Source organism: Streptomyces sp. NPDC043867, assembly GCF_056435845.1.
On the sequence record NZ_JBWKDS010000025.1, the window covers coordinates 88035 to 106293 of the forward strand.

Genomic DNA, 18259 nt, shown 5'->3' on the forward strand with positions numbered 1-18259 from the left:
GCCCCGGCCGGTCAGCCGGAGCTGACGACGCCCTTGGCCTCGCCGGTCGCCGTGCCCTCGGTGGCCGACTCCGGGATCGCGCGGTCGTCCTTCAGCGCCGTCCAGACCTGCTCGGCCTTGGTCTTCTCGACCAGGACGCGGTTGGCGTTGGCGCTGTCGTACCGGACCGGCATCGTCACCATGGTCATCTTCGAGGCGCTGATGCCCTTGAGGCCGCCGGCGAAGGAGGCGAGGGCCTTGACGGAGGCCAGCTCCGAGTCGGTGGTGACGGTCTTCGTGGCGGTGTCGGCGACGTCGTACAGCTTCTTCGGGCTGGTCAGCACGCCGAGGTCCCTGACCTGGTCGACCAGGGCCCTGATGAACGCCTGCTGGAGCTGGATGCGGCCGAGGTCGGAGCCGTCGCCGACGCCGTGCCGGGTACGGACCAGGCCGAGCGCCTGCTTCCCGTCGAGAGTGTGGCTGCCTGCCTTCAGCTCCAGGTGGCTGTCCGGGTCGGAGATGTCCTTGGTGGTGGTGATGTCCACCCCGCCCAGGTCGTCGACGAGCTTCTGGAAGCCGCTGAAGTCGACCTCGACGTAGTGGTCCATGCGGATGCCGCTCAGCGACTCGACGGTCTTGACCGCGCAGGCGGCGCCGCCGGTGGAGTACGCGGAGTTGAACATGACGTCCCGCGCGGCGTCGTGGCCGACGCCCTCGGCGTCGGTGCAGGACGGCCGGTCGATGAGGGTGTCCCGCGGTATCGACACGACACTGGCTCTCTTGTGGCCCTTGTAGACGTGCACGACCATCGCCGTGTCCGAGCGGGCCGTGCCGTCGTCGGTGCCGCCGCCGAGCTTCTTGTTGGTGCCCGAGCGGGTGTCGGAGCCGAGGACGAGGATGTCCTGCGAGCCGTTGTCGACGTCCAGGGGGCGGTCGCCGCCCAGGGCCTGGTTGATGTCGACGCTCTTGATGTTGCCGTTGAGCTTGACGTACAGGTACCCGACGCCGGTGCCGCCGAGGACGAGGATGCCCGCCGCGGTCCAGGCCGCGACGAGCACGCCCCTGCGCCGCTTGCCGTCGGTGTCGCGGCGGCGGCCCGGGGCGCGGTGGCGGGGGCCGCTCGGCTCGCGTTCCGGAGGTGTACCGGGTACCGGCGTGCTCTCGGCAGACATGTGCTCCTCAGTCCTTGTGCGCTCGGTTACCCCCTGCTTTCAGGGCTGGGCCCGGTCTGTCGTGACTCGTACCGGTCCATGGTGACTCCGTACGGTCAGACGGGGAAACCCGGGAAAGGGTTGCACAACGCACTGTGCCCACCGCGTGGAGCGGTGGGCACAGTGCGTGACCGGTGAGCCGCGGCGGATCCGCGCTCACCTGCGCTTTCAGGCGAAGATGTCGTACTTCTCGTAACCGGTGCCGACCGTGATCCTTGTGGCGAAGATCTCGGACGTGGCCTTGCCGGTGCCCTTGTACAGGTAGAGCGTGCCGCCGGGGGTGCGGGCCAGGAAGTCGGCCTTGCCGTCGCCGGTCACGTCACCCGGGGCGTCGAAGGCGTTGTAGCCGCTCCAGGTGCGCACCTTGACGCGGGCGGAGAACGCTCCGGTGCCCGCCTTGCCGGTGCCCTTGTAGAGGTAGACGTACGAGCCGCTCTTGCTGCGGGTAATCAGGTCGGCCTTGCCGTCGCCGGTGAAGTCGCCGTGTCCGCGGACCGAGTTGTACTGGTTCCAGCCCGAGCTCACCTGGACGCGGGCCGAGAAGGAGCCGTTGCCCTTGCCCGGGTAGATCCACAGGTAGCCGGCGGAGTCGACGGAGAGCAGGTCGGGCAGGGCGTCCCCGGTGACGTCGCCGGGGGCGACGGTGCGGGTGCGGGTCTTCCAGTTGTCGAAGATCTGCTTGGTCGCCCAGGTTCCGCTGGCGGGCACGTAGTGCTGCCAGAACACGTCGCCGTCCGCGCTGCGCCGGATCACCATGTCCTGGTAGCCGTCACGGTCGAGGTCGGTCTGCAGGATGACGTTGACGCCGCTCCAGCTTCCCCAGGACTCGCGCGCGGCGAACGTGGTGCCCTTGGAGTCCTTCTCGAACCCCTCGTCGTCGGAGGCCTGGCGCAGGAACAGGTCGGCCTTGTGGTCGCCGCTGAGGTTGCTGTCCTCGACGCGCGGGTACGCGGCCCCGGCGTACGTGCTGACCTTCGAGAAGACGCTGTACGCCCCCTCCTGCACGCAGTCCTTCACACCCCAGGAGACAACACCGACGATGCGGCCCCCGACGATGAGCGGGCCGCCGGAGTCGCCGTTGCACGCGGAGGTGGTGCCGGCGTCGCTGCCGGTCGCCTGCTCGCCCGCGCAGACCATGTGGCCCTTGACGAAGTCGCTGCCGTAGTAGCCGGCGCAGGCGCTGTCCGACTGGATCGGCAGCGTCGCGGTCTTCAGCGTCTCGGAGATGTCCTCGGTGGTGGAGGTGGTGCGTCCCCAGCCGAAGAGGGTGGCCTTGGTGCCGGCCGTGTACGACGCGGTGTCGTCCGACGTCGTCATGCGGATCGGCTTGGCGCTGACGGGGTTCGGCAGGGTCAGGACCGCGATGTCGTTGTCGATCGTCGACTCGCTGTAGGACGGGTGGTCCCACTGGCGCCAGACGCCGGAGACGGTGCCGCCGTGCAGGTCGGTGCCGTTTGCCTCGTCGGTGGTCGGCAGCTGCGAGGTGCCGGTGATGACGGCGCCGTTGGCGTGCCAGTCGTAGCCGTCGACGCAGTGCGCGGCGGTGAGGACCTTCGTGGGCGAGATGACGGCGCCGCCGCAGAAGAAGCCGAGGTCGTCGCTCTCGTCGGAGGTGCCCTGTTTGTCGTGGTACCAGAGCTGCGCCATCCACGGAGCGGAGGTGATGGTGGTCTCGGTGCCGCCGATGATCTTCGGGTCGATTCGCGCGGCGCTCGTCCCGGCGCTGAGCGACGACTTCTTCGGCGTCTCACCCGCCGTGTCGTCACCGGCGACGGCGCCCGCCACCCGCTCCGTCAGCTCGGCGAGCGTCGCCGAGCTGGTGGCGGGCTTGACGGTCGGCTTCGGCAGCGCGGTGGCGGCGTCCGCGGACGACATCAGGAGCGCACCGGCGACGGCGGCCGCGAGAGAGGCCGCCGCGAACGGGACGGCTATGCGGATCCGGCGTCTGTGCCGTCCGGCTCCGGACGTGGTTGTACCCACTCAAGTCCCCCCACAGAGTCAAGAGTTGAGAGCGAAGCGCCGTCGAACAACAATCGAAGACTTCTTCGACTCAAGATGAAGTCGCGATCGTACACCGGCCCCGAGCAGCACAAAGGGCCGCCCCCGTCACCTTCGTGACGGGGGCGGCCCTCGGCGGTTCGTGCGCTCTGACGTCAGTCGTTGCCGTTGCCGGGCGACGGCGTCGTCTTCTGGATCTGCAGCAGGAACTCGCCGTTCGACTTCGTCTGCTTCATCTTGTCGAGAAGCAGCTCGATCGCCTGCTGCTGGTCGAGTGCGTGCAGCACCCGGCGCAGCTTCCAGGTGACGGCGAGCTCGTCGCTGCCGAGCAGGATCTCTTCCTTACGGGTGCCGGACGCGTCGACGTCCACCGCCGGGAAGATGCGCTTGTCGGCGAGCTTGCGGTCGAGCTTGAGCTCGGCGTTGCCGGTGCCCTTGAACTCCTCGAAGATGACCTCGTCCATGCGGGACCCGGTGTCCACCAGCGCGGTGGCGAGGATGGTCAGCGAGCCGCCGTCCTCGATGTTGCGGGCCGCACCGAAGAAGCGCTTCGGCGGGTACAGCGCGGTCGAGTCGACACCACCGGACAGGATGCGGCCGGAGGCGGGCGCGGCGAGGTTGTACGCACGGCCCAGACGCGTGATCGAGTCGAGCAGCACGACGACGTCGTGGCCCAGCTCCACCAGACGCTTGGCGCGCTCGATCGCCAGCTCGGCGACCGTGGTGTGGTCCTCGGCCGGACGGTCGAAGGTCGAGGAGATGACCTCGCCCTTGACCGACCGCTGCATGTCGGTGACCTCTTCCGGACGCTCGTCGACCAGGACGACCATCAGGTGGCACTCGGGGTTGTTGTGCGTGATCGCGTTGGCGATCGCCTGCATGATCATGGTCTTGCCGGTCTTCGGCGGGGCCACGATCAGACCGCGCTGGCCCTTGCCGATCGGCGCGACGAGGTCGATGATCCGGGTCGTCAGCACCCCCGGGTCCGTCTCCAGACGGAGGCGGTCCTGCGGGTACAGCGGCGTCAGCTTGTTGAACTCCGGGCGTCCGCGGCCGTGTTCGGGCGCCATGCCGTTGACGGAGTCGAGGCGGACGAGCGCGTTGAACTTCTCGCGGCGCTCCCCCTCCTTGGGCTGGCGGACCGCACCGGTGACGTGGTCGCCCTTGCGCAGGCCGTTCTTGCGGACCTGGGCGAGGGAGACGTACACGTCGTTCGGACCGGGCAGGTAGCCGGACGTGCGGATGAACGCGTAGTTGTCGAGGATGTCGAGGATGCCCGCGACGGGGATCAGGACGTCGTCGTCGGCGACCTGCGGCTCGTTGGGGCCGAACTCCTCACGGCCACGACGGCCACGGCGGTCGCGGTAACGCCCGCGGCGGCCGCGGCGCCCGCCCTCGAAGTCGTCGTCGTCCTGCGGGCCGTTGTCGCGCTGCTGCCGGTCCTGGCGGTCCTGGCGGCCGCCGCCCTGCTGCTGGCGGTCCTGCCGGTCCTGGCGCTGCTGACCGCCGCCGCCCTGGCCGGCCTGGCCGCCCTGCTGCTGGTCGTCGCCCTTGCCCCGGCGGTCACGGTCGCGGTCACGGCCACCGCGCTCGGCACGGTCACCACGCTCGCCCCGCTCGGCACGGTCACCACGCTCGCCGCGCTCGGCACGGTCACCGCGCTCGCCCCGGTCCCGGTCACGGCGGCCCTGACGGCCCTGGCGGCCCTCGGCGCCGCCGTCACCGGCGTCGACGGAGGCCTCGGCCTTGGGCTCGCTCTTCGCCTCGGCGGCGACCGTCTCGGGGCTGCCCGCCTCGGCGGTGGCCCGGCGCCGGCGGCGCTCGCCCGCGGGGGCGTCGTCTCCCCCGTCGCGGGAGGGGCCGCCCACCGGCTGGCCGGGGATCTCGATCTGCTGCTGGGCCACGGCCGCCTCGGCGGCCTTGCCGGCCTTCTCCGCCGGCTTGTCGGCGGACTTCGCGGCGGGCGCGGCCTCGTCACCCGTACGGGCCTTGGAGGTGGCGCGGCGCTTCGGCTTGGTCTCGGCGGCGTCGGCGGTCTTCGCCGGCGCGCCTCCCCCGGCCTGCGCCTCCTTGATGACCTCGATCAGCTGGCTCTTGCGCATACGCGCGGTGCCCCTGATGCCGAGGCCGGATGCGACCTGCTGCAGCTCGGCCAGCACCATGCCGTCGAGGCCGGTGCCGCGGCGCCGCCGGGAGCCGGCACCGGCGGCAGGCGCGGAGGCGTCCGTGGCGGGCGCGGCAGCGGTCTCCTCGACACGTGCGCCCATCAGATCGGTGGTGTCGCTCACGAAGGGTCCTTCCCTGGAGCGGACGTCGGCCTGTCTGGCTCGGCGACCGGTTGTGCTGTCCGGATTGGTCCTGTCTCTGTGGACCGTGCCGGGGCGGTGGTCCGCCTAAGCGGCGGAAGAGATATCTGGTGATGACGATTCCCGGAGCCGTGGCACTCGGTGCCTGTGTCACGCGGCTCGGTCACGCCGGTTCCGGAGCGTGCTCGGCAAACCGCTCAGCGTTGTCGTACGAGGTACGAAACACCGTGCGGCTTGGGAGGCTCCCGGAAGAATGGTTGTCCCGGACGGGGACACGAAGCACCTCGCCGTGGCGGGGTCGGGTGCAGACTTGAGGTTAACACTACCGGATCCAACAAACATTCCCCCTCTCGAAATCCGGCAACCGTGGCTCCTAGTGGGTGCCGGTGGGCGCGAGCGGCAGCACGCTCGCACCCTGCGCGTCGAGGTCCAGCCGGTTGGCGGCCCAGCCCTCGCCCGCCAGGTGGGCGACCTTGTCCGCGGTCGCGTCGTCGGCCAGCGCCAGGACCGTGGGCCCCGCGCCGGAGATCACCGCGGGCACGCCGTCGGCCCGCAGCCGCTCCACCAGAGCGGCGCTCTCCGGCATGGCCGGGGCGCGGTACTCCTGGTGCAGCCGGTCCTCGGTGGCGGGCAGCAGCAGCTCGGGGCGCCTGGTCAGGGCCTCGACGAGCAGCGCGGCGCGGCCCGCGTTGGTGGCGGCGTCGACGTGCGGGACGGTGCGCGGCAGCAGTCCCCGCGCGGTCTCGGTGAGCACCGCCCTGCCGGGCACGAAGACCACCGGAACGACGGACCGGGCGGGGTCCATCCGGATCGCCCGCGCGGCGCCGCTCTCCATCCAGGAGAGCGTGAAGCCGCCGAGGAGACAGGCCGCGACGTTGTCGGGGTGGCCCTCGATCTCGGTGGCGAGCTCCAGCAGGGCCGTGTCGTCGAGCCGGGCGTCCCCTCCTATGGTCACGGCACGCGCGGCGACGATGCCCGCGCAGATGGCGGCCGACGAGGAGCCGAGGCCGCGGCCGTGCGGAATGCGGTTGGCGCAGACGATCTCGAGACCGCGGGGCTGTCCGCCCAGCAGGTCGAAGGCGGTGCGCAGGGAGCGTACGAGCAGGTGGCTCTCGTCGCGCGGGAGCGTCTCGCTGCCCTCGCCGGCGATGTCGACGTGCAGCCCGGAGTCGGCCACCCGGACGACCACGTCGTCGTAGAGCCCCAGTGACAGGCCGAGGGCGTCGAAGCCCGGGCCGAGGTTGGCACTGGTGGCGGGGACGCGCACCCGGACGGCGGCGGCGCGGAAGGCTGGACCGGCCATCGCTCGATGACTCTCCTTGAGCTGCGTGATGTACGAGATGTCGATGAACTGCGATACGTGCGAAGGACCCGTGGGCCGCTGGCGCGGCGCGCTCCGCGGCATATGCGGCGGGCGGGTTCGGTACAGCCTATCGAAGGAAGGTTCTGTGGCGACATAGGGCGCACGGGAGGCGCACGATGCGTGTCGTGAGCCCCTCGTGCATCCGCCGCCGGGTGCGCCCGAACCGGGGCCGCGGGCGGCCGCTTCCGGTGCCTTCGGGCGCCGTTGGCGGTACTTGCGGCGCCCGGGGGGCAGCCGCCGCGGGTGCCCGCCGTCCGGCCCTGCGGGGAGGCGTCGGCGGTGCTTGCGGGTGTCCCGGGCGGTGCAGGCGACGTCGGGTGTCGGCGCTGGATGCTCCCGGGTACAGCCACCGGCGGAGCCGGCCGCGTGTCGCCTGAACCAGCCATGGTCAGCTGACCGGACTCCGGGAAGCCGTCGGCGGTACCGCCCCTGAACCCGCAGGGTCGCGGGGAAGCCGTCGGAGTGCCGCCCCGGAGCCCGCAGGGGCGCGAGGAAGCCGTCGGAGTGCCGCCCCGGAGCCCGCAGGGGCGCGAGGAAGGCTTCGGCGTGCCGCCCCGGAGCCCGCGGGGGCGCCCTGCGTGCACCGTCGCCGGTGTTCGCCGGGCGCCGCGCGAGGTGAGCGCCGGCGTTCGTCGGTCCTCCCCGGGGCACGGGGCCGCGCCCCGGACCCGGGGGCCCGGGGCGTGGCGGCGTCCCGCTCTACGCGAGGCCGAGCCGCTCGGCCGCGGTCACCGCGTCCACCGGGACAGTCACCGGCTGCGGCGCGCCCGCGACGGCCCAGTCCGGGTCCTTGAGCCCGTTCCCGGTCACCGTGCAGACGATCCGCTGCCCGGGGTCGACCAGGCCCTGCTCGGCGGCCTTCAGCAGACCGGCGACGGACGCGGCGGACGCGGGCTCGACGAACACGCCCTCCTGCGCGGCCAACAGCCGGTAGGCGCGCAGGATCTCACGGTCCGTCACCTCGTCGATGAGGCCGCCCGACTCGTCCCGCGCGGCGAGCGCGAACTGCCACGAGGCCGGGTTGCCGATACGGATCGCGGTGGCGATCGTCGACGGGTCCTTGACGACCTCGCCGCGCACGATGGGCGCGGAGCCGGAGGCCTGGAAGCCCCACATACGGGGAGTGCGCGAGGCGATCGAGTCCGCGGCGTACTCGCGATAACCCTTCCAGTACGCCGTGATGTTGCCCGCGTTGCCCACCGGCAGGACGTGGATGTCGGGCGCGTCGCCGAGCATGTCGACGATCTCGAACGCCGCGGTCTTCTGGCCCTCGATCCGCACCGGGTTGACCGAATTGACCAGCGCCACCGGGTAGTTGTCGGACAGCGCGCGGGCCAGCGTCAGGCAGTCGTCGAAGTTCCCGTCGACCTGGAGGATCTTCGCTCCGTGCACGAGCGCCTGGCCCATCTTGCCGAGCGCGATCTTGCCCTGCGGCACCAGGACGGCGGAGACCATCCCGGCCCGTACGGCGTAGGCGGCCGCGGACGCCGACGTGTTGCCGGTGGAGGCGCAGATGACGGCCTTCGCGCCCTCCTCCTTGGCCCGCGTGATGGCCATGGTCATACCGCGGTCCTTGAAGGACCCGGTCGGGTTCGCGCCTTCCACCTTGAGGTGGACCTCGCAGCCCGTGCGCTCGGAGAGCACCTGCGCCGGCACGAGCGGCGTACCGCCCTCCCGGAGCGTCACGACCTCAGTGCTGTCGGAAACCGGCAGCCGGTCCCGGTACTCCTCGATGATTCCGCGCCACTGGTGGGTCATTGCTGGTTACTCTCCTTCAACCCGCATGATGCTGGCGACACCCCGCACGGTGTCGAGGCTGCGCAGCGCCTCGACGGTCCCGTTCAGAGACGCGTCGGACGCTCGGTGGGTGACCACGACGAGGGAGGCGTCGCCGCCTCCGTCCTGTCGGCCTTGCTGGCGCACGGTGTCGATGGAGACCCCGTGCTCGGCGAAGACGGTCGCGACCTGGGCGAGTACACCCGGTTTGTCCGCCACGTCGAGACTGATGTGGTAGCGCGTGACGACCTCGCCCATCGGCGAGACCGGCAGCTGGGTGTACGCGGAGTCGCCGGGCCCGGTCGCGCCGTTCAGCCGGTTGCGGCACACGGCCACCAGGTCGCCGAGCACGGCGGACGCGGTCGGCGCGCCGCCGGCACCCGGCCCGTAGAACATGAGCTGGCCCGCGGCGTCCGACTCCACGAACACCGCGTTGTACGCGCCGCGCACCGAGGCCAGCGGATGGCTGAGGGGAATCATCGCGGGATGCACGCGCGCGGTGACCGACCCGCCGTCCGCGGCCCGCTCGCAGATGGCGAGCAGCTTGATGGTGCAGCCCATCCGCCGCGCCGAGGCGAAGTCGGCGGAGGTGACCTCGGTCATGCCCTCGCGGTACACGTCGTCGAGACGCACACGCGTGTGGAAGGCGATCCCGGCGAGGATCGCGGCCTTCGCGGCGGCGTCGAAGCCCTCGACGTCGGCGGTCGGGTCCGCCTCGGCGTACCCCAGGGCGGTGGCCTCGTCGAGGGCTTCCTGGTAGCCGGCGCCCGTCGAGTCCATCTTGTCGAGGATGAAGTTGGTCGTCCCGTTGACGATGCCGAGCACGCGGTTGACCTTGTCACCGGCGAGCGACTCGCGCAGCGGCCGGATGAGCGGGATGGCACCCGCGACGGCGGCCTCGTAGTAAAGGTCCCGCCCCTGCTGCTCGGCCGCGGCGTGCAGGGCGGCGCCGTCCTGGGCGAGCAGGGCCTTGTTGGCCGAGACGACCGACGCGCCGTGCTCGAAGGCGGTGGTGATGAGCGTGCGGGCCGGCTCGATACCGCCGATGACCTCGACGACGACGTCGATGTCCCCGCGTTTGACCAGCGCGGTGGCGTCCGTGGTGACCAGCGCCGGATCGATGCCCTCGCGCACCTTGGAGGGCCGGCGCACGGCGACGCCGGCCAGCTCCACCGGGGCGCCGATCCGCGCCGCGAGGTCGTCGGCGTGCGTCGTCATGATGCGCGCCACCTCTGAGCCGACAACCCCACAGCCCAGCAGCGCCACCTTCAGCGGACGCGTACGCATCATCCGACCTCGTTTCCTCATACCGTCACGGTGGGACCAGTCTCACTCACCGGACGGGAGTTTCTATCCTTCGTCCGGATCGTGAGATGTCTATTTCATTTTCCTGAGCGGCGGACACAGGAGATCTTGCGCCCGCCCGCAGGTGTCCCCGGAGGCGCTCGCGGGCCTCCGGGCAGATGTCATCCGACGTCGAGCCGCAGAAGGTCCTCCTCGGTCTCCCGGCGGACGATCACCCGCGCCTCGCCGTCCTGGACCGCGACGACCGGCGGCCGCAGCGCGTGGTTGTAGTTGCTGGCCATCGAGCGGCAGTACGCACCGGTGGCCGGCACCGCGATGAGGTCCCCCGGCGCGAGGTCGGCGGGCAGGAACGCGTCGCGGACGACGATGTCACCGCTCTCGCAGTGCTTGCCGACGACCCGGACGAGCATCGGCTCGGCGTCACTCGCGCGCGACACGAGGGAGACGCTGTACTCGGCGTCGTACAGCGCGGTCCGGATGTTGTCGGACATGCCCCCGTCGACGGAGACGTACGTCCGCAGACCGTCCAGCTCCTTGATGGTGCCGACCTCGTACAGCGTGAAGGCGGTCGGCCCGGCGATGGCGCGCCCCGGCTCGACCGAGATGCGCGGCGTCCGCAGCCCCGCCGCGTCGCACTCGCGCGTGACGATCTCGCCGAGCGCCTTGGCGATCTCGTGCGGCTCGCGAGGGTCGTCGTCGCTGGTGTACGCGATGCCGAGACCGCCGCCGAGGTCGATCTCGGGCAGCTCGATCCCGTGCTCGTCGCGCACGGCGGCCAGCAGCGCGACCACCCGCCGGGCGGCGACCTCGAACCCGGCCATGTCGAAGATCTGCGACCCGATGTGCGAGTGGATGCCGATCAGTTCGAGCCCGTCGAGGGCCAGCGCGCGCCGTACGGCCTCGGCGGCCTGCCCGTCGGCGAGCGCGATGCCGAACTTCTGGTCCTCGTGCGCGGTGGCGATGAACTCGTGCGTGTGGGCCTCGACGCCGACGGTGACCCGGATCTGCACCCGCTGCCGCCTGCCGAGGCTGTCGGCGATGTGCGCGACCCGGACGATCTCCTGGAAGGAGTCGAGCACGATGCGCCCGACCCCGCTCTCGATGGCCTCGGTGATCTCGCGGGTCGACTTGTTGTTGCCGTGGAAGGCGATCCGGTCGGCGGGCATCCCGGCGGACAGCGCGGTGGCGAGCTCGCCGCCGGAGCAGACGTCGAGGTTCAGCCCCTCCTCGTGCAGCCAGCGGACCACGGCACGCGACAGGAAGGCCTTGCCGGCGTAGAAGACGTCGGCGTCGTGCCCGAAGGCGGAGCGCCAGGCTCGCGCCCGCGACCGGAAGTCGGCCTCGTCGAGGACGTAGGCGGGGGTGCCGAACTCCTCGGCCAGCCGCGTCACGTCGATCCCGCCGACGCTGACGACTCCGTCCTCGGTACGCGTGACGGTCTGGGCCCACACCTTGGGGTCGAGGGCGTTCAGGTCCGTGGGAGGGGCGCTGTAGTGGCCCTCGGGCAGCACATCGGCGTGACGGGGCCCGGCGGGGTGTGCGGAACGGCTCATTCTTCTCTCACAGGTAGTCAGGGGCACTGATGCCGAGCAGGGACAGGCCGCCGGCCAGCACCGCCCCGGCGGCTTCGGCGAGCGCGAGCCGGGCACGGTGGGCGGCCGAGGGTTTCTCGTCCCCGAGCGGCAGCACGGTGTGCTGGAAGCCGAGGACCCCGTAGGCGACGACGACGAGGTTCCGGGCGAGCCGGTCGGGCGCGTACTGGGTGGCGGCGGCGCGCAGGGCCGGGGGGTGGTCGGCGAGGGCGCGCAGGAGAGCGGCGGCGGCGTCCGGCGCCTGCGGATCACCCGGGACGCCGGTGAAGCCCAGGTGGGCGGCGTTACGGGTGAGCGCCCGGGTGCGGGCGTGGGCGTAGCGCACGCGGAACAACGGGTTGGCCGCGCGCTGCACGAGGTGGTCGGCGGTGACGCGGGGCCGGTCATGGCCGGCGGGGTGGAGCAGGGCCCACCGGGCGGCGTCGGGACCGAGGGGGGTGGGGTCCTCGGGTGCGGGGACGGGCCGGAGGTCGACGGGGCGGGGGCCGGTGGGGGCGGTGGGGGCGTCACCGGGCGTGCGGTGCTTGACCTGGGCACGGCTGCCCTGGGGGGCGACGGGCCCCAGGGGGGTGGGGCCGTGGGCGGCGCCGGGCGTGCGGTGCTTGACCAGGGCACGGCTGCCCTGGGGAGCGGCGGGCCCCGAGGGGGCGGGGCCGTGGGCGGCAGCGAGGGCACCACCGGACGTACGGTGTTCGACCTCGGCGCGGCCGCCCTGGGTGGCGACGATCCGGACGAGGGTGTCGGCGACGACTTCGGCCCGGATGTCGTACGGGATACGGAACCGCAGGACCTGCCCGGCGAGGGCGTCGCTGTGACCGTACTCACCGGCCTGGATCTCCCGTACGAGGGAGGCGACGGGGCCGGCGGCCGCGTCGAGGCGGATGTTCAGGAAGCCGGGCCCGGTGATCTCGACGCCGGCGACACCGTCGGCGCGGGTGAGGTGGGGCCGCAGGATGTGCGCCACACGCAGGGGCGGCTGTCCGGCGGGACGCGCCAACTGCAACGCGATGGTGGTGGCGTAGTCCCCGCAGCCTCCGGGCCCGGGCACGGTCACCACGGCGCGTGCGGGCACGGCCACGGTCAGCTCCCCCTCGTCCACAGCACGACGCACCGCGCGCAGCACGGTACGGGAGAGCTCGACGGGGGTCACGGGACAAGCGTAGGGGAGGAGGGGGGTGGGGAGGCGAGTCGGTTTCCCGGGGGTCCGGGATGTGGACGGGGGTGGCCCTGCCTGCCAGTCCATCCGTCCGTCGGCCTGCCTAACCGTCCGCTCGCCGCAGGCCTGTCTGGACGCCTGTCCGTTCAATGACCGGTGCGGCTGGCGCGCTCGGGGTCGCCGGGGCCGGGGGCACTGCCACCGTGGGCGCTGCCGTAGGGGCCGGAGGCGGGCTCGGCCGCGCTGCCGGTCCCGGCCGCACGGCCGATCAACTGCCGTACGACTCGGACCAGTTCGGCGGGCTCGAAGGGCTTGGCGAGGAAGGCGTCGATACTGACGTCGAGCCCGCTGTCGACCTCGTACTCGGTACAGGCGCTGACGATGGCGAGGGGAAGATCCCGGGTGCGAGGGTCGGCACGAAGGCGCGCGGCGGTCCGCAGCCCGTCGAGGCGGGGCATGACCACGTCGAGGGTGACGACATCGGGCCGGACCTGATGAACGATGTCCAGACATTCGGCACCGTCGGCAGCGGTCACGACCTCGATGCCCTCCAGCTCGAGGTTGACCCTGATCAGCTGCCGGATAACCTTGTTGTCGTCCACGACAAGGACCCGGCCGGACGCGCCTGGCACAACTCGAGAGTAGGTCGGCACCCGGCGCCGCGTCCGGGATTTCCCGACTTCCACCCCCTGCGGGTCATGGCGCCCAGTTCAGGGCGCCGACTCCCCACGGAAACCTGTTCATGGCACCCCCTACTGAGCTGGTAGGGTTCTACCCGTCGCCGCACACCACGGCCGACACGCCCCCGTAGCTCAGGGGATAGAGCAACGGCCTCCGGAGCCGTGTGCGCAGGTTCGAATCCTGCCGGGGGCACCTTGATTCAGGTGCCCAAAGACCCCGTCATCAGCGGAAACGCTGAGGCCGGGGTCTTCGCGTATGTGCAGGCGGATGCAGCGCGGCGGGCGTATGTCGGGGTCCGTGGACGGGATCTTGGGGCATCAGGCCAGGTGAGCCCCGCAAAACGATGTGACCCTGGGACAGGCTCAGGGGCCATATCGCCAAGTGGCACCAGCCCCCCTGGTGGCAGTGACCCCCAGTAGCCGATTTGCACGGGCCTACCGTCGCGGTAGAACACTGTGCAGTTCCCCTGGGTGCGGCTTGGGAAGTCCAACCGCTCGGAATCGAGAGCGGCGTCCCATTCCTCGTAGGTGGGTCGGCCGCGAGGAGCCCACGCACGCACCTCACGACCGGTCAGCGGCGAGCCCAAGCGTGCTGTCGTATCCCTCAAAGCCGACTGGTGTGCGGGCTCGTGTTGGGGCGCCACGAAGCTTGCGGGTGATCGTGGCGATCGGGTGCGTCGCCAGTGTGGCACCAGCTCGTTTCTGTGTCCGTCGGTTGCCATGGACAAGGTGAGGAGCCATACAGATCGGGGAGGGCTAAGTCGGATCGCGCACAGGCGCGCGGTCAGGCAACGGCGCCTCAGCAGCGGTGCGGGCGGGCAGCATTTTGGCGGTTTGGGCCGGGCCCAGTGGCTTGGGCTCATGGTGGCCACCTTGCCTGGCCTGGCCGCAGTGTTTGCGCTGCTGTTCACCTGGCGGGAAGTACGGGTTGCCGAACAGGGACAGCTCACCAGCCGGTTCAACGACGCGATCACCAATCTGGGGTCGCCGTCGTTGGACGTGCGCTTCGGAGGGATCTACGCGCTGGAGCGCATCATGCAGGACTCGCCTCGCGATCAGCCCAGGATCATCTCGGTCCTGTCGGCGTACGTGCGAAGCCACGCGCCTGTACCGGCCAGCGGCTTCGTGAAAGAGCCCAGGGACCTTACGGTGGCACTCAAACACCGCCCGTCCACTGATGTAGCGGCCGTGATAAATGTGCTGGCTCGCCGCCCACTTGGCCATGACGGAGGAGCGCAGCTCGACTGGAACCAAACGGACCTACGCGGCCTGACGCTGTCCACCTGGGAAATAAGGGACATCGCGGCAATCCCCAAGGGCGGCGAACTTCCCAGCACGCGTTCCTCATTCAGCTACGCGATTATGGAGGGGGCAGACCTGCGACATGCAGTGGTTGCGGGAGTAGATCTGCGGAACGCGTTCGCCAGCGAGGCCAACATGAGCGGAGCCACATTCCTGCGTGGAAGCCTGACCAATGCCCAACTGGACGGAGCAGACCTGACCGGCGCGGCACTTGTTGAGATAGACCTGACCGGTGCAGACCTCAGCAACGCGAACTTGCACGAGGCCGAGCTGGGGCAAAGACCGGACGCGCCAGTCGGCACCGAATCGTCCGATCTCACCAATGCCGTCCTCTGGGACGCGGATCTCACAGGTGCAAGCCTTCAAGGAACGAACCTGACCGGAGCGATCCTGGTTGATGCCAACCTGGAGGGCGCATCCCTGCCTAGGGCGAAGCTGCACGGCGCGAAGCTCAGTGCGGCTGACAAGTCCCTACAATCGAAGATCACCTCTGGCGCAGTCACGGACAGCGCGAATCTGGCGAACGCCGACCTGAGCGGTGCCGACCTAACAGACGCTGACCTGCGCGGTGTGAACCTGACCGGAGCAAACCTCGCCAACGCCGACCTGCGAGGAGCACGGCTCACCGGGGCCAAGCTCACCAGAGCCAAGACCCACGGGGCGCGCGGACTACCATCCTCGTCCTCCCCGGGCTGATCTTGGTTGGAGATCTAGCCATTGATCGAACTTCAAAGCTTGTGCTCAGCCAGCTGTGTACTGTCCGTGGACTCGTCCAACCTGCTTCAGCTCATCCGGCGGGGATGGGCGCGAATCCGTGGTTCTCCCCCAGCTCCGCCACGATCCTGAGTGTCCGGTCCGTCGCTAGAGATCGGAAGGCATTGCGGGTCGCGGCGCTCACCACTTCCCGCCGTGCGGCGACGGTCATGGTCTGAAGATACGAGCAGGCCCTGACACCCCCTCATGGCCCTTCCAAGGCAGCGTCTGATCTCCCTGGAGACCAGAGACCTGACCGCCGCTACGTGCTCTGGTGCTAGCGAATCCCCTCTGGGACCCTGTGCTCATGTGGGAGGCCATATGCGGATTGGTCGGGGCGATTATCGGCGCAGGACTCACCGGCTGGATGTCGCTCTCCGCAGCGAAGAGAAGCAGCAGCGATCGCGAAGAGAAGGGCCGCGAGGAGAGGGTCCGAGAAGCCCTTGAGCTTGGCATCCAGATCCGTATCAAAGGGCGAGACGTGATCGTCTTCCTCCAAGACACCATGCATGCCATTTCATCCGGGCAAGCTGTTGACTTAGAGGAATTCAAGATTCAGCTGGCGGACCTGGATCGGAAGTCGTACGAAGCTCAAGCGAACGCAGGTCGAGCGTTCATACACGTTGGTTCAGGGTCCATCACTTTCAACCAGCTTTCCCGCGAGGCAGGACGAGAGTTGGCGCTCTACATTTTCCGGCTTCAAAACGCCGGGCGTGTCCCCCTTACGCCGCCCGCCAGCTTCCAGGTCATGCACCCGCAGCAGCTTCCAGACGCCGCTGCGGTCAAGGCGATGATCGAAGATGCAAACAAGGCCCGCGTGTACTTGAACGAAACGTACTTGCTCGCCCTTAAGCGAGTCGGCATCTACGTACGAGATCTTCCTCTGCCTCCTGACGGCCACAGGGGCCTACCAGGCCCGCCCCAGGACACGTGAGTCGGGTTCAGGGGAGTCGAGCCTCGCCTCCGAACCCCGGGCCACCCGGCCCGCGTGACGGCCAGGGGACGACGAGACCCCTGGGGAGACCTTCGGCCTCTGCCGGCGGACGGCTGTGATCGGATTTCCACGCAGCTCCCCCAAGTCGACCGCACAATGGGCCGCGTTGATATCGCGAACCATATGTGTTGCATGGGACGACACTGCGGCAACGCCTTTGCCAGCCCCATTCGATCAAGGGAGGATGCGAGGTAGGATAGGTGGCATGAGCGAGCCTACCGGCAAGTACTCGATCACCATGCCGCGCGATATCGCCGAGGCCGCCAAGGCCCGCGGTGGCCCCTCCGGACTGTCCGCTTACGTCGCCGCAGCCGTCGCCCGCCAGATCGAGCGGGACAACCTCAACGACCTCATCACGGTGGCGGAGGCCGAACACGGCCCCATCGCCGACGAAGAGATCCAGGCGCTGCGCGACCAACTCCACCAAGCCCGGGAGCAGCAGCCCCGAGGCGGGGCGAGCACCGCGTGACCCCCTCTCCCGTCACCCCCGGCGGCACCCTGGTCCTTGACAGCGGAGGGCTGGCCAAGGCCGTCCTGCGCGACCGTACGGTCACCGGCTGGCTCGCCCTCGCCCGCGCCGACGACCTGCGGGTAATCACTTCCGCAGCCACCCTCGTGGAAGTGATTCACCCAAGGATCAATCGGCCAGCCCTGGAATGGACCCTGTCCCGCCTCGTCATCGAACCGGTCACCGAGCCCATCGCCCGTCACGCCGCCGCCCTCCTCGCCGACGCCGGTCTGCACGGCCACAAGTACGCCATCGACGCCATGCTCAGCGCCACGGCACTGGCTGCCCCCGGCCCCGTCACCGTTCTCACCTCCGACCCCGAGGACCTCGCCGTGCTCTGCCGCGAGCGCGTCACCGCCATCAAGATCTGACGGCACTCCACCCGCCCGATCAATCACCCGGAAGTGCCCGGGGGTTCGAATCCTGCCCGGGGCTCCAGTCGCCCCCGGTGATTCACCCCAGCCAGGCGAGTGGGTCTTCCTCGTCCTGACCAGATGCCTGGACCGTCGTGAAGGTGACCGGGACTTCCAGGTCGGCGAGACCGGCGAGAACGTCTGGTGAGATGCGGAGTGCCGATCCTGACTCGGCGACGCCTGACACATCGACCTTCACCGATTTCCCGGCTGCCTTCAGCGCGTCGAGCGCCGGCTTGCGGGGGCCGAGGAGCGCGACGAGGTGCGCGGCCTGTTCGTCGGCGCTTTTCGAGTGCCGCTCGTCAACGGTCAGCGTGGCCCAGCCGGGGCCGGAATAGACGTCCACGCCTCCGGACGAGGACAGCTCTTCACTCGCGGCGAGTTGCAACGCCCCGAGCAGAGAAGCGGAGTCCACTTCCTGACCTGCCACAACCAAGGACGCGCTCAGGTCAGCCCACGTCTTCATTTTCGCTCCAGGTTCCATGGTTGCTCTTTCGGCGTTCGTTCAGCGTTCGTTCATGTTGGCCGCGACCCGGAGAGGGAAGCCGAGAACGGAGATTCGCTTGAGTTCCTCGGGGTGGAGGGTGAGGGCGCAGTCGTTACCGGAGAATCCGTAGATGTCGACGATCACGTCATATCCCCGCTCGACCAGTTGCGCGAGCTCGGTCCGCTTGCTCTCCGTAGTGGAAAGGATGGTGTCCAACTGCTCGTGGAAGTCACGGCTGACGTTCGAGTTGCAGTTGATCCCCCATTCTCCGTCGACCTCGTCCGGACGACCCCATTTGCTGGGTCCCGGGTTGCGCACACCAGTGGGCTCGATACCGAGGAAGGACGTGATCTCCGCGGGCTCGAGATCACGTCCCTTGACGACGAGTGACACATCGGTCAGTACCCAGTGGCGCTTTTCTTCTACAGCCATGTAC

The 18259-nt window shown here is 70.0% G+C and carries 15 protein-coding genes and 1 tRNA gene; 5 read left to right on the top strand and 11 right to left on the bottom strand.

The features are described 5' to 3' along the window. Positions 1 to 11: 11 nt before the first annotated feature. The 9 genes from AC069T_RS24265 to AC069T_RS24305 form a co-directional block, all read right to left on the bottom strand. Positions 12 to 1151: an LCP family protein gene (locus AC069T_RS24265; RefSeq protein WP_478784710.1), complete on the bottom strand. Its 1140-nt coding sequence runs from the start codon at positions 1149 to 1151 to the stop codon at positions 12 to 14. 207 nt (positions 1152 to 1358) lie between these two features. Beyond that, positions 1359 to 3170, bottom strand: a complete 1812-nt coding sequence (locus tag AC069T_RS24270) for a trypsin-like serine protease (RefSeq protein ID WP_478784711.1) — start codon at positions 3168 to 3170, stop codon at positions 1359 to 1361. A gap of 173 nt (positions 3171 to 3343) precedes the next feature. Further along, positions 3344 to 5476, bottom strand: a complete 2133-nt coding sequence (gene rho / locus AC069T_RS24275) for a transcription termination factor Rho (protein WP_478784712.1) — start codon at positions 5474 to 5476, stop codon at positions 3344 to 3346. Positions 5477 to 5867: 391 nt separating this feature from the next. After that, on the bottom strand, positions 5868 to 6797 hold the full coding sequence (gene thrB / locus AC069T_RS24280) for a homoserine kinase (RefSeq protein WP_358854056.1): 930 nt from the start codon (positions 6795 to 6797) through the stop codon (positions 5868 to 5870). A 759-nt stretch (positions 6798 to 7556) separates the two neighbouring features. After that, positions 7557 to 8615 (bottom strand): threonine synthase, encoded by a 1059-nt coding sequence (thrC, locus tag AC069T_RS24285; protein ID WP_358854055.1) that lies wholly within the window; start codon positions 8613 to 8615, stop codon positions 7557 to 7559. Positions 8616 to 8621: 6 nt separating this feature from the next. Next, positions 8622 to 9920 carry a homoserine dehydrogenase gene (locus AC069T_RS24290; protein WP_476754833.1) on the bottom strand — a complete coding sequence of 433 codons (1299 nt, stop codon included), beginning with the start codon at positions 9918 to 9920 and terminating at the stop codon, positions 8622 to 8624. A gap of 179 nt (positions 9921 to 10099) precedes the next feature. Further along, on the bottom strand, positions 10100 to 11491 hold the full coding sequence (gene lysA, locus AC069T_RS24295; protein ID WP_478784713.1) for a diaminopimelate decarboxylase: 1392 nt from the start codon (positions 11489 to 11491) through the stop codon (positions 10100 to 10102). Between the two features lie 7 nt (positions 11492 to 11498). After that, positions 11499 to 12680 carry an ArgS-related anticodon-binding protein NrtL gene (nrtL, locus tag AC069T_RS24300; protein WP_478784714.1) on the bottom strand — a complete coding sequence of 394 codons (1182 nt, stop codon included), beginning with the start codon at positions 12678 to 12680 and terminating at the stop codon, positions 11499 to 11501. Between the two features lie 152 nt (positions 12681 to 12832). Then, positions 12833 to 13339 (bottom strand): response regulator, encoded by a 507-nt coding sequence (locus AC069T_RS24305; protein ID WP_478784715.1) that lies wholly within the window; start codon positions 13337 to 13339, stop codon positions 12833 to 12835. Positions 13340 to 13487: 148 nt separating this feature from the next. Here AC069T_RS24305 and AC069T_RS24310 point away from each other — a divergent pair. From AC069T_RS24310 to AC069T_RS24330, 5 genes are all read left to right on the top strand, one after another. Next, positions 13488 to 13559: transfer RNA gene (locus AC069T_RS24310), tRNA-Arg, on the top strand. Positions 13560 to 14227: 668 nt separating this feature from the next. Then, positions 14228 to 15364, top strand: a complete 1137-nt coding sequence (locus tag AC069T_RS24315) for a pentapeptide repeat-containing protein (protein ID WP_478784716.1) — start codon at positions 14228 to 14230, stop codon at positions 15362 to 15364. Positions 15365 to 15728: 364 nt separating this feature from the next. Further along, complete coding sequence (locus AC069T_RS24320) at positions 15729 to 16355, top strand: hypothetical protein (RefSeq protein ID WP_478784717.1); 627 nt, start codon at positions 15729 to 15731, stop codon at positions 16353 to 16355. Positions 16356 to 16620: 265 nt separating this feature from the next. Further along, on the top strand, positions 16621 to 16884 hold the full coding sequence (locus AC069T_RS24325; RefSeq protein WP_478784718.1) for a CopG family transcriptional regulator: 264 nt from the start codon (positions 16621 to 16623) through the stop codon (positions 16882 to 16884). Beyond that, positions 16881 to 17294 carry a PIN domain-containing protein gene (locus AC069T_RS24330; protein ID WP_478784719.1) on the top strand — a complete coding sequence of 138 codons (414 nt, stop codon included), beginning with the start codon at positions 16881 to 16883 and terminating at the stop codon, positions 17292 to 17294. The genes AC069T_RS24325 and AC069T_RS24330 overlap by 4 nt, the downstream gene beginning before the upstream one ends. Before the next feature lie 82 nt (positions 17295 to 17376). Here the strand turns inward: AC069T_RS24330 and AC069T_RS24335 are convergent, their stop codons facing one another. Together AC069T_RS24335 and AC069T_RS24340 are read right to left on the bottom strand one after the other, a co-directional pair. Continuing rightward, positions 17377 to 17802 carry a hypothetical protein gene (locus AC069T_RS24335; RefSeq protein ID WP_478784720.1) on the bottom strand — a complete coding sequence of 142 codons (426 nt, stop codon included), beginning with the start codon at positions 17800 to 17802 and terminating at the stop codon, positions 17377 to 17379. 39 nt (positions 17803 to 17841) lie between these two features. Continuing rightward, positions 17842 to 18255, bottom strand: coding sequence for a DUF4279 domain-containing protein (locus AC069T_RS24340; RefSeq protein WP_478784721.1), 414 nt, complete (start codon positions 18253 to 18255; stop codon positions 17842 to 17844). Between the last annotated feature and the right edge of the window lie 4 nt (positions 18256 to 18259).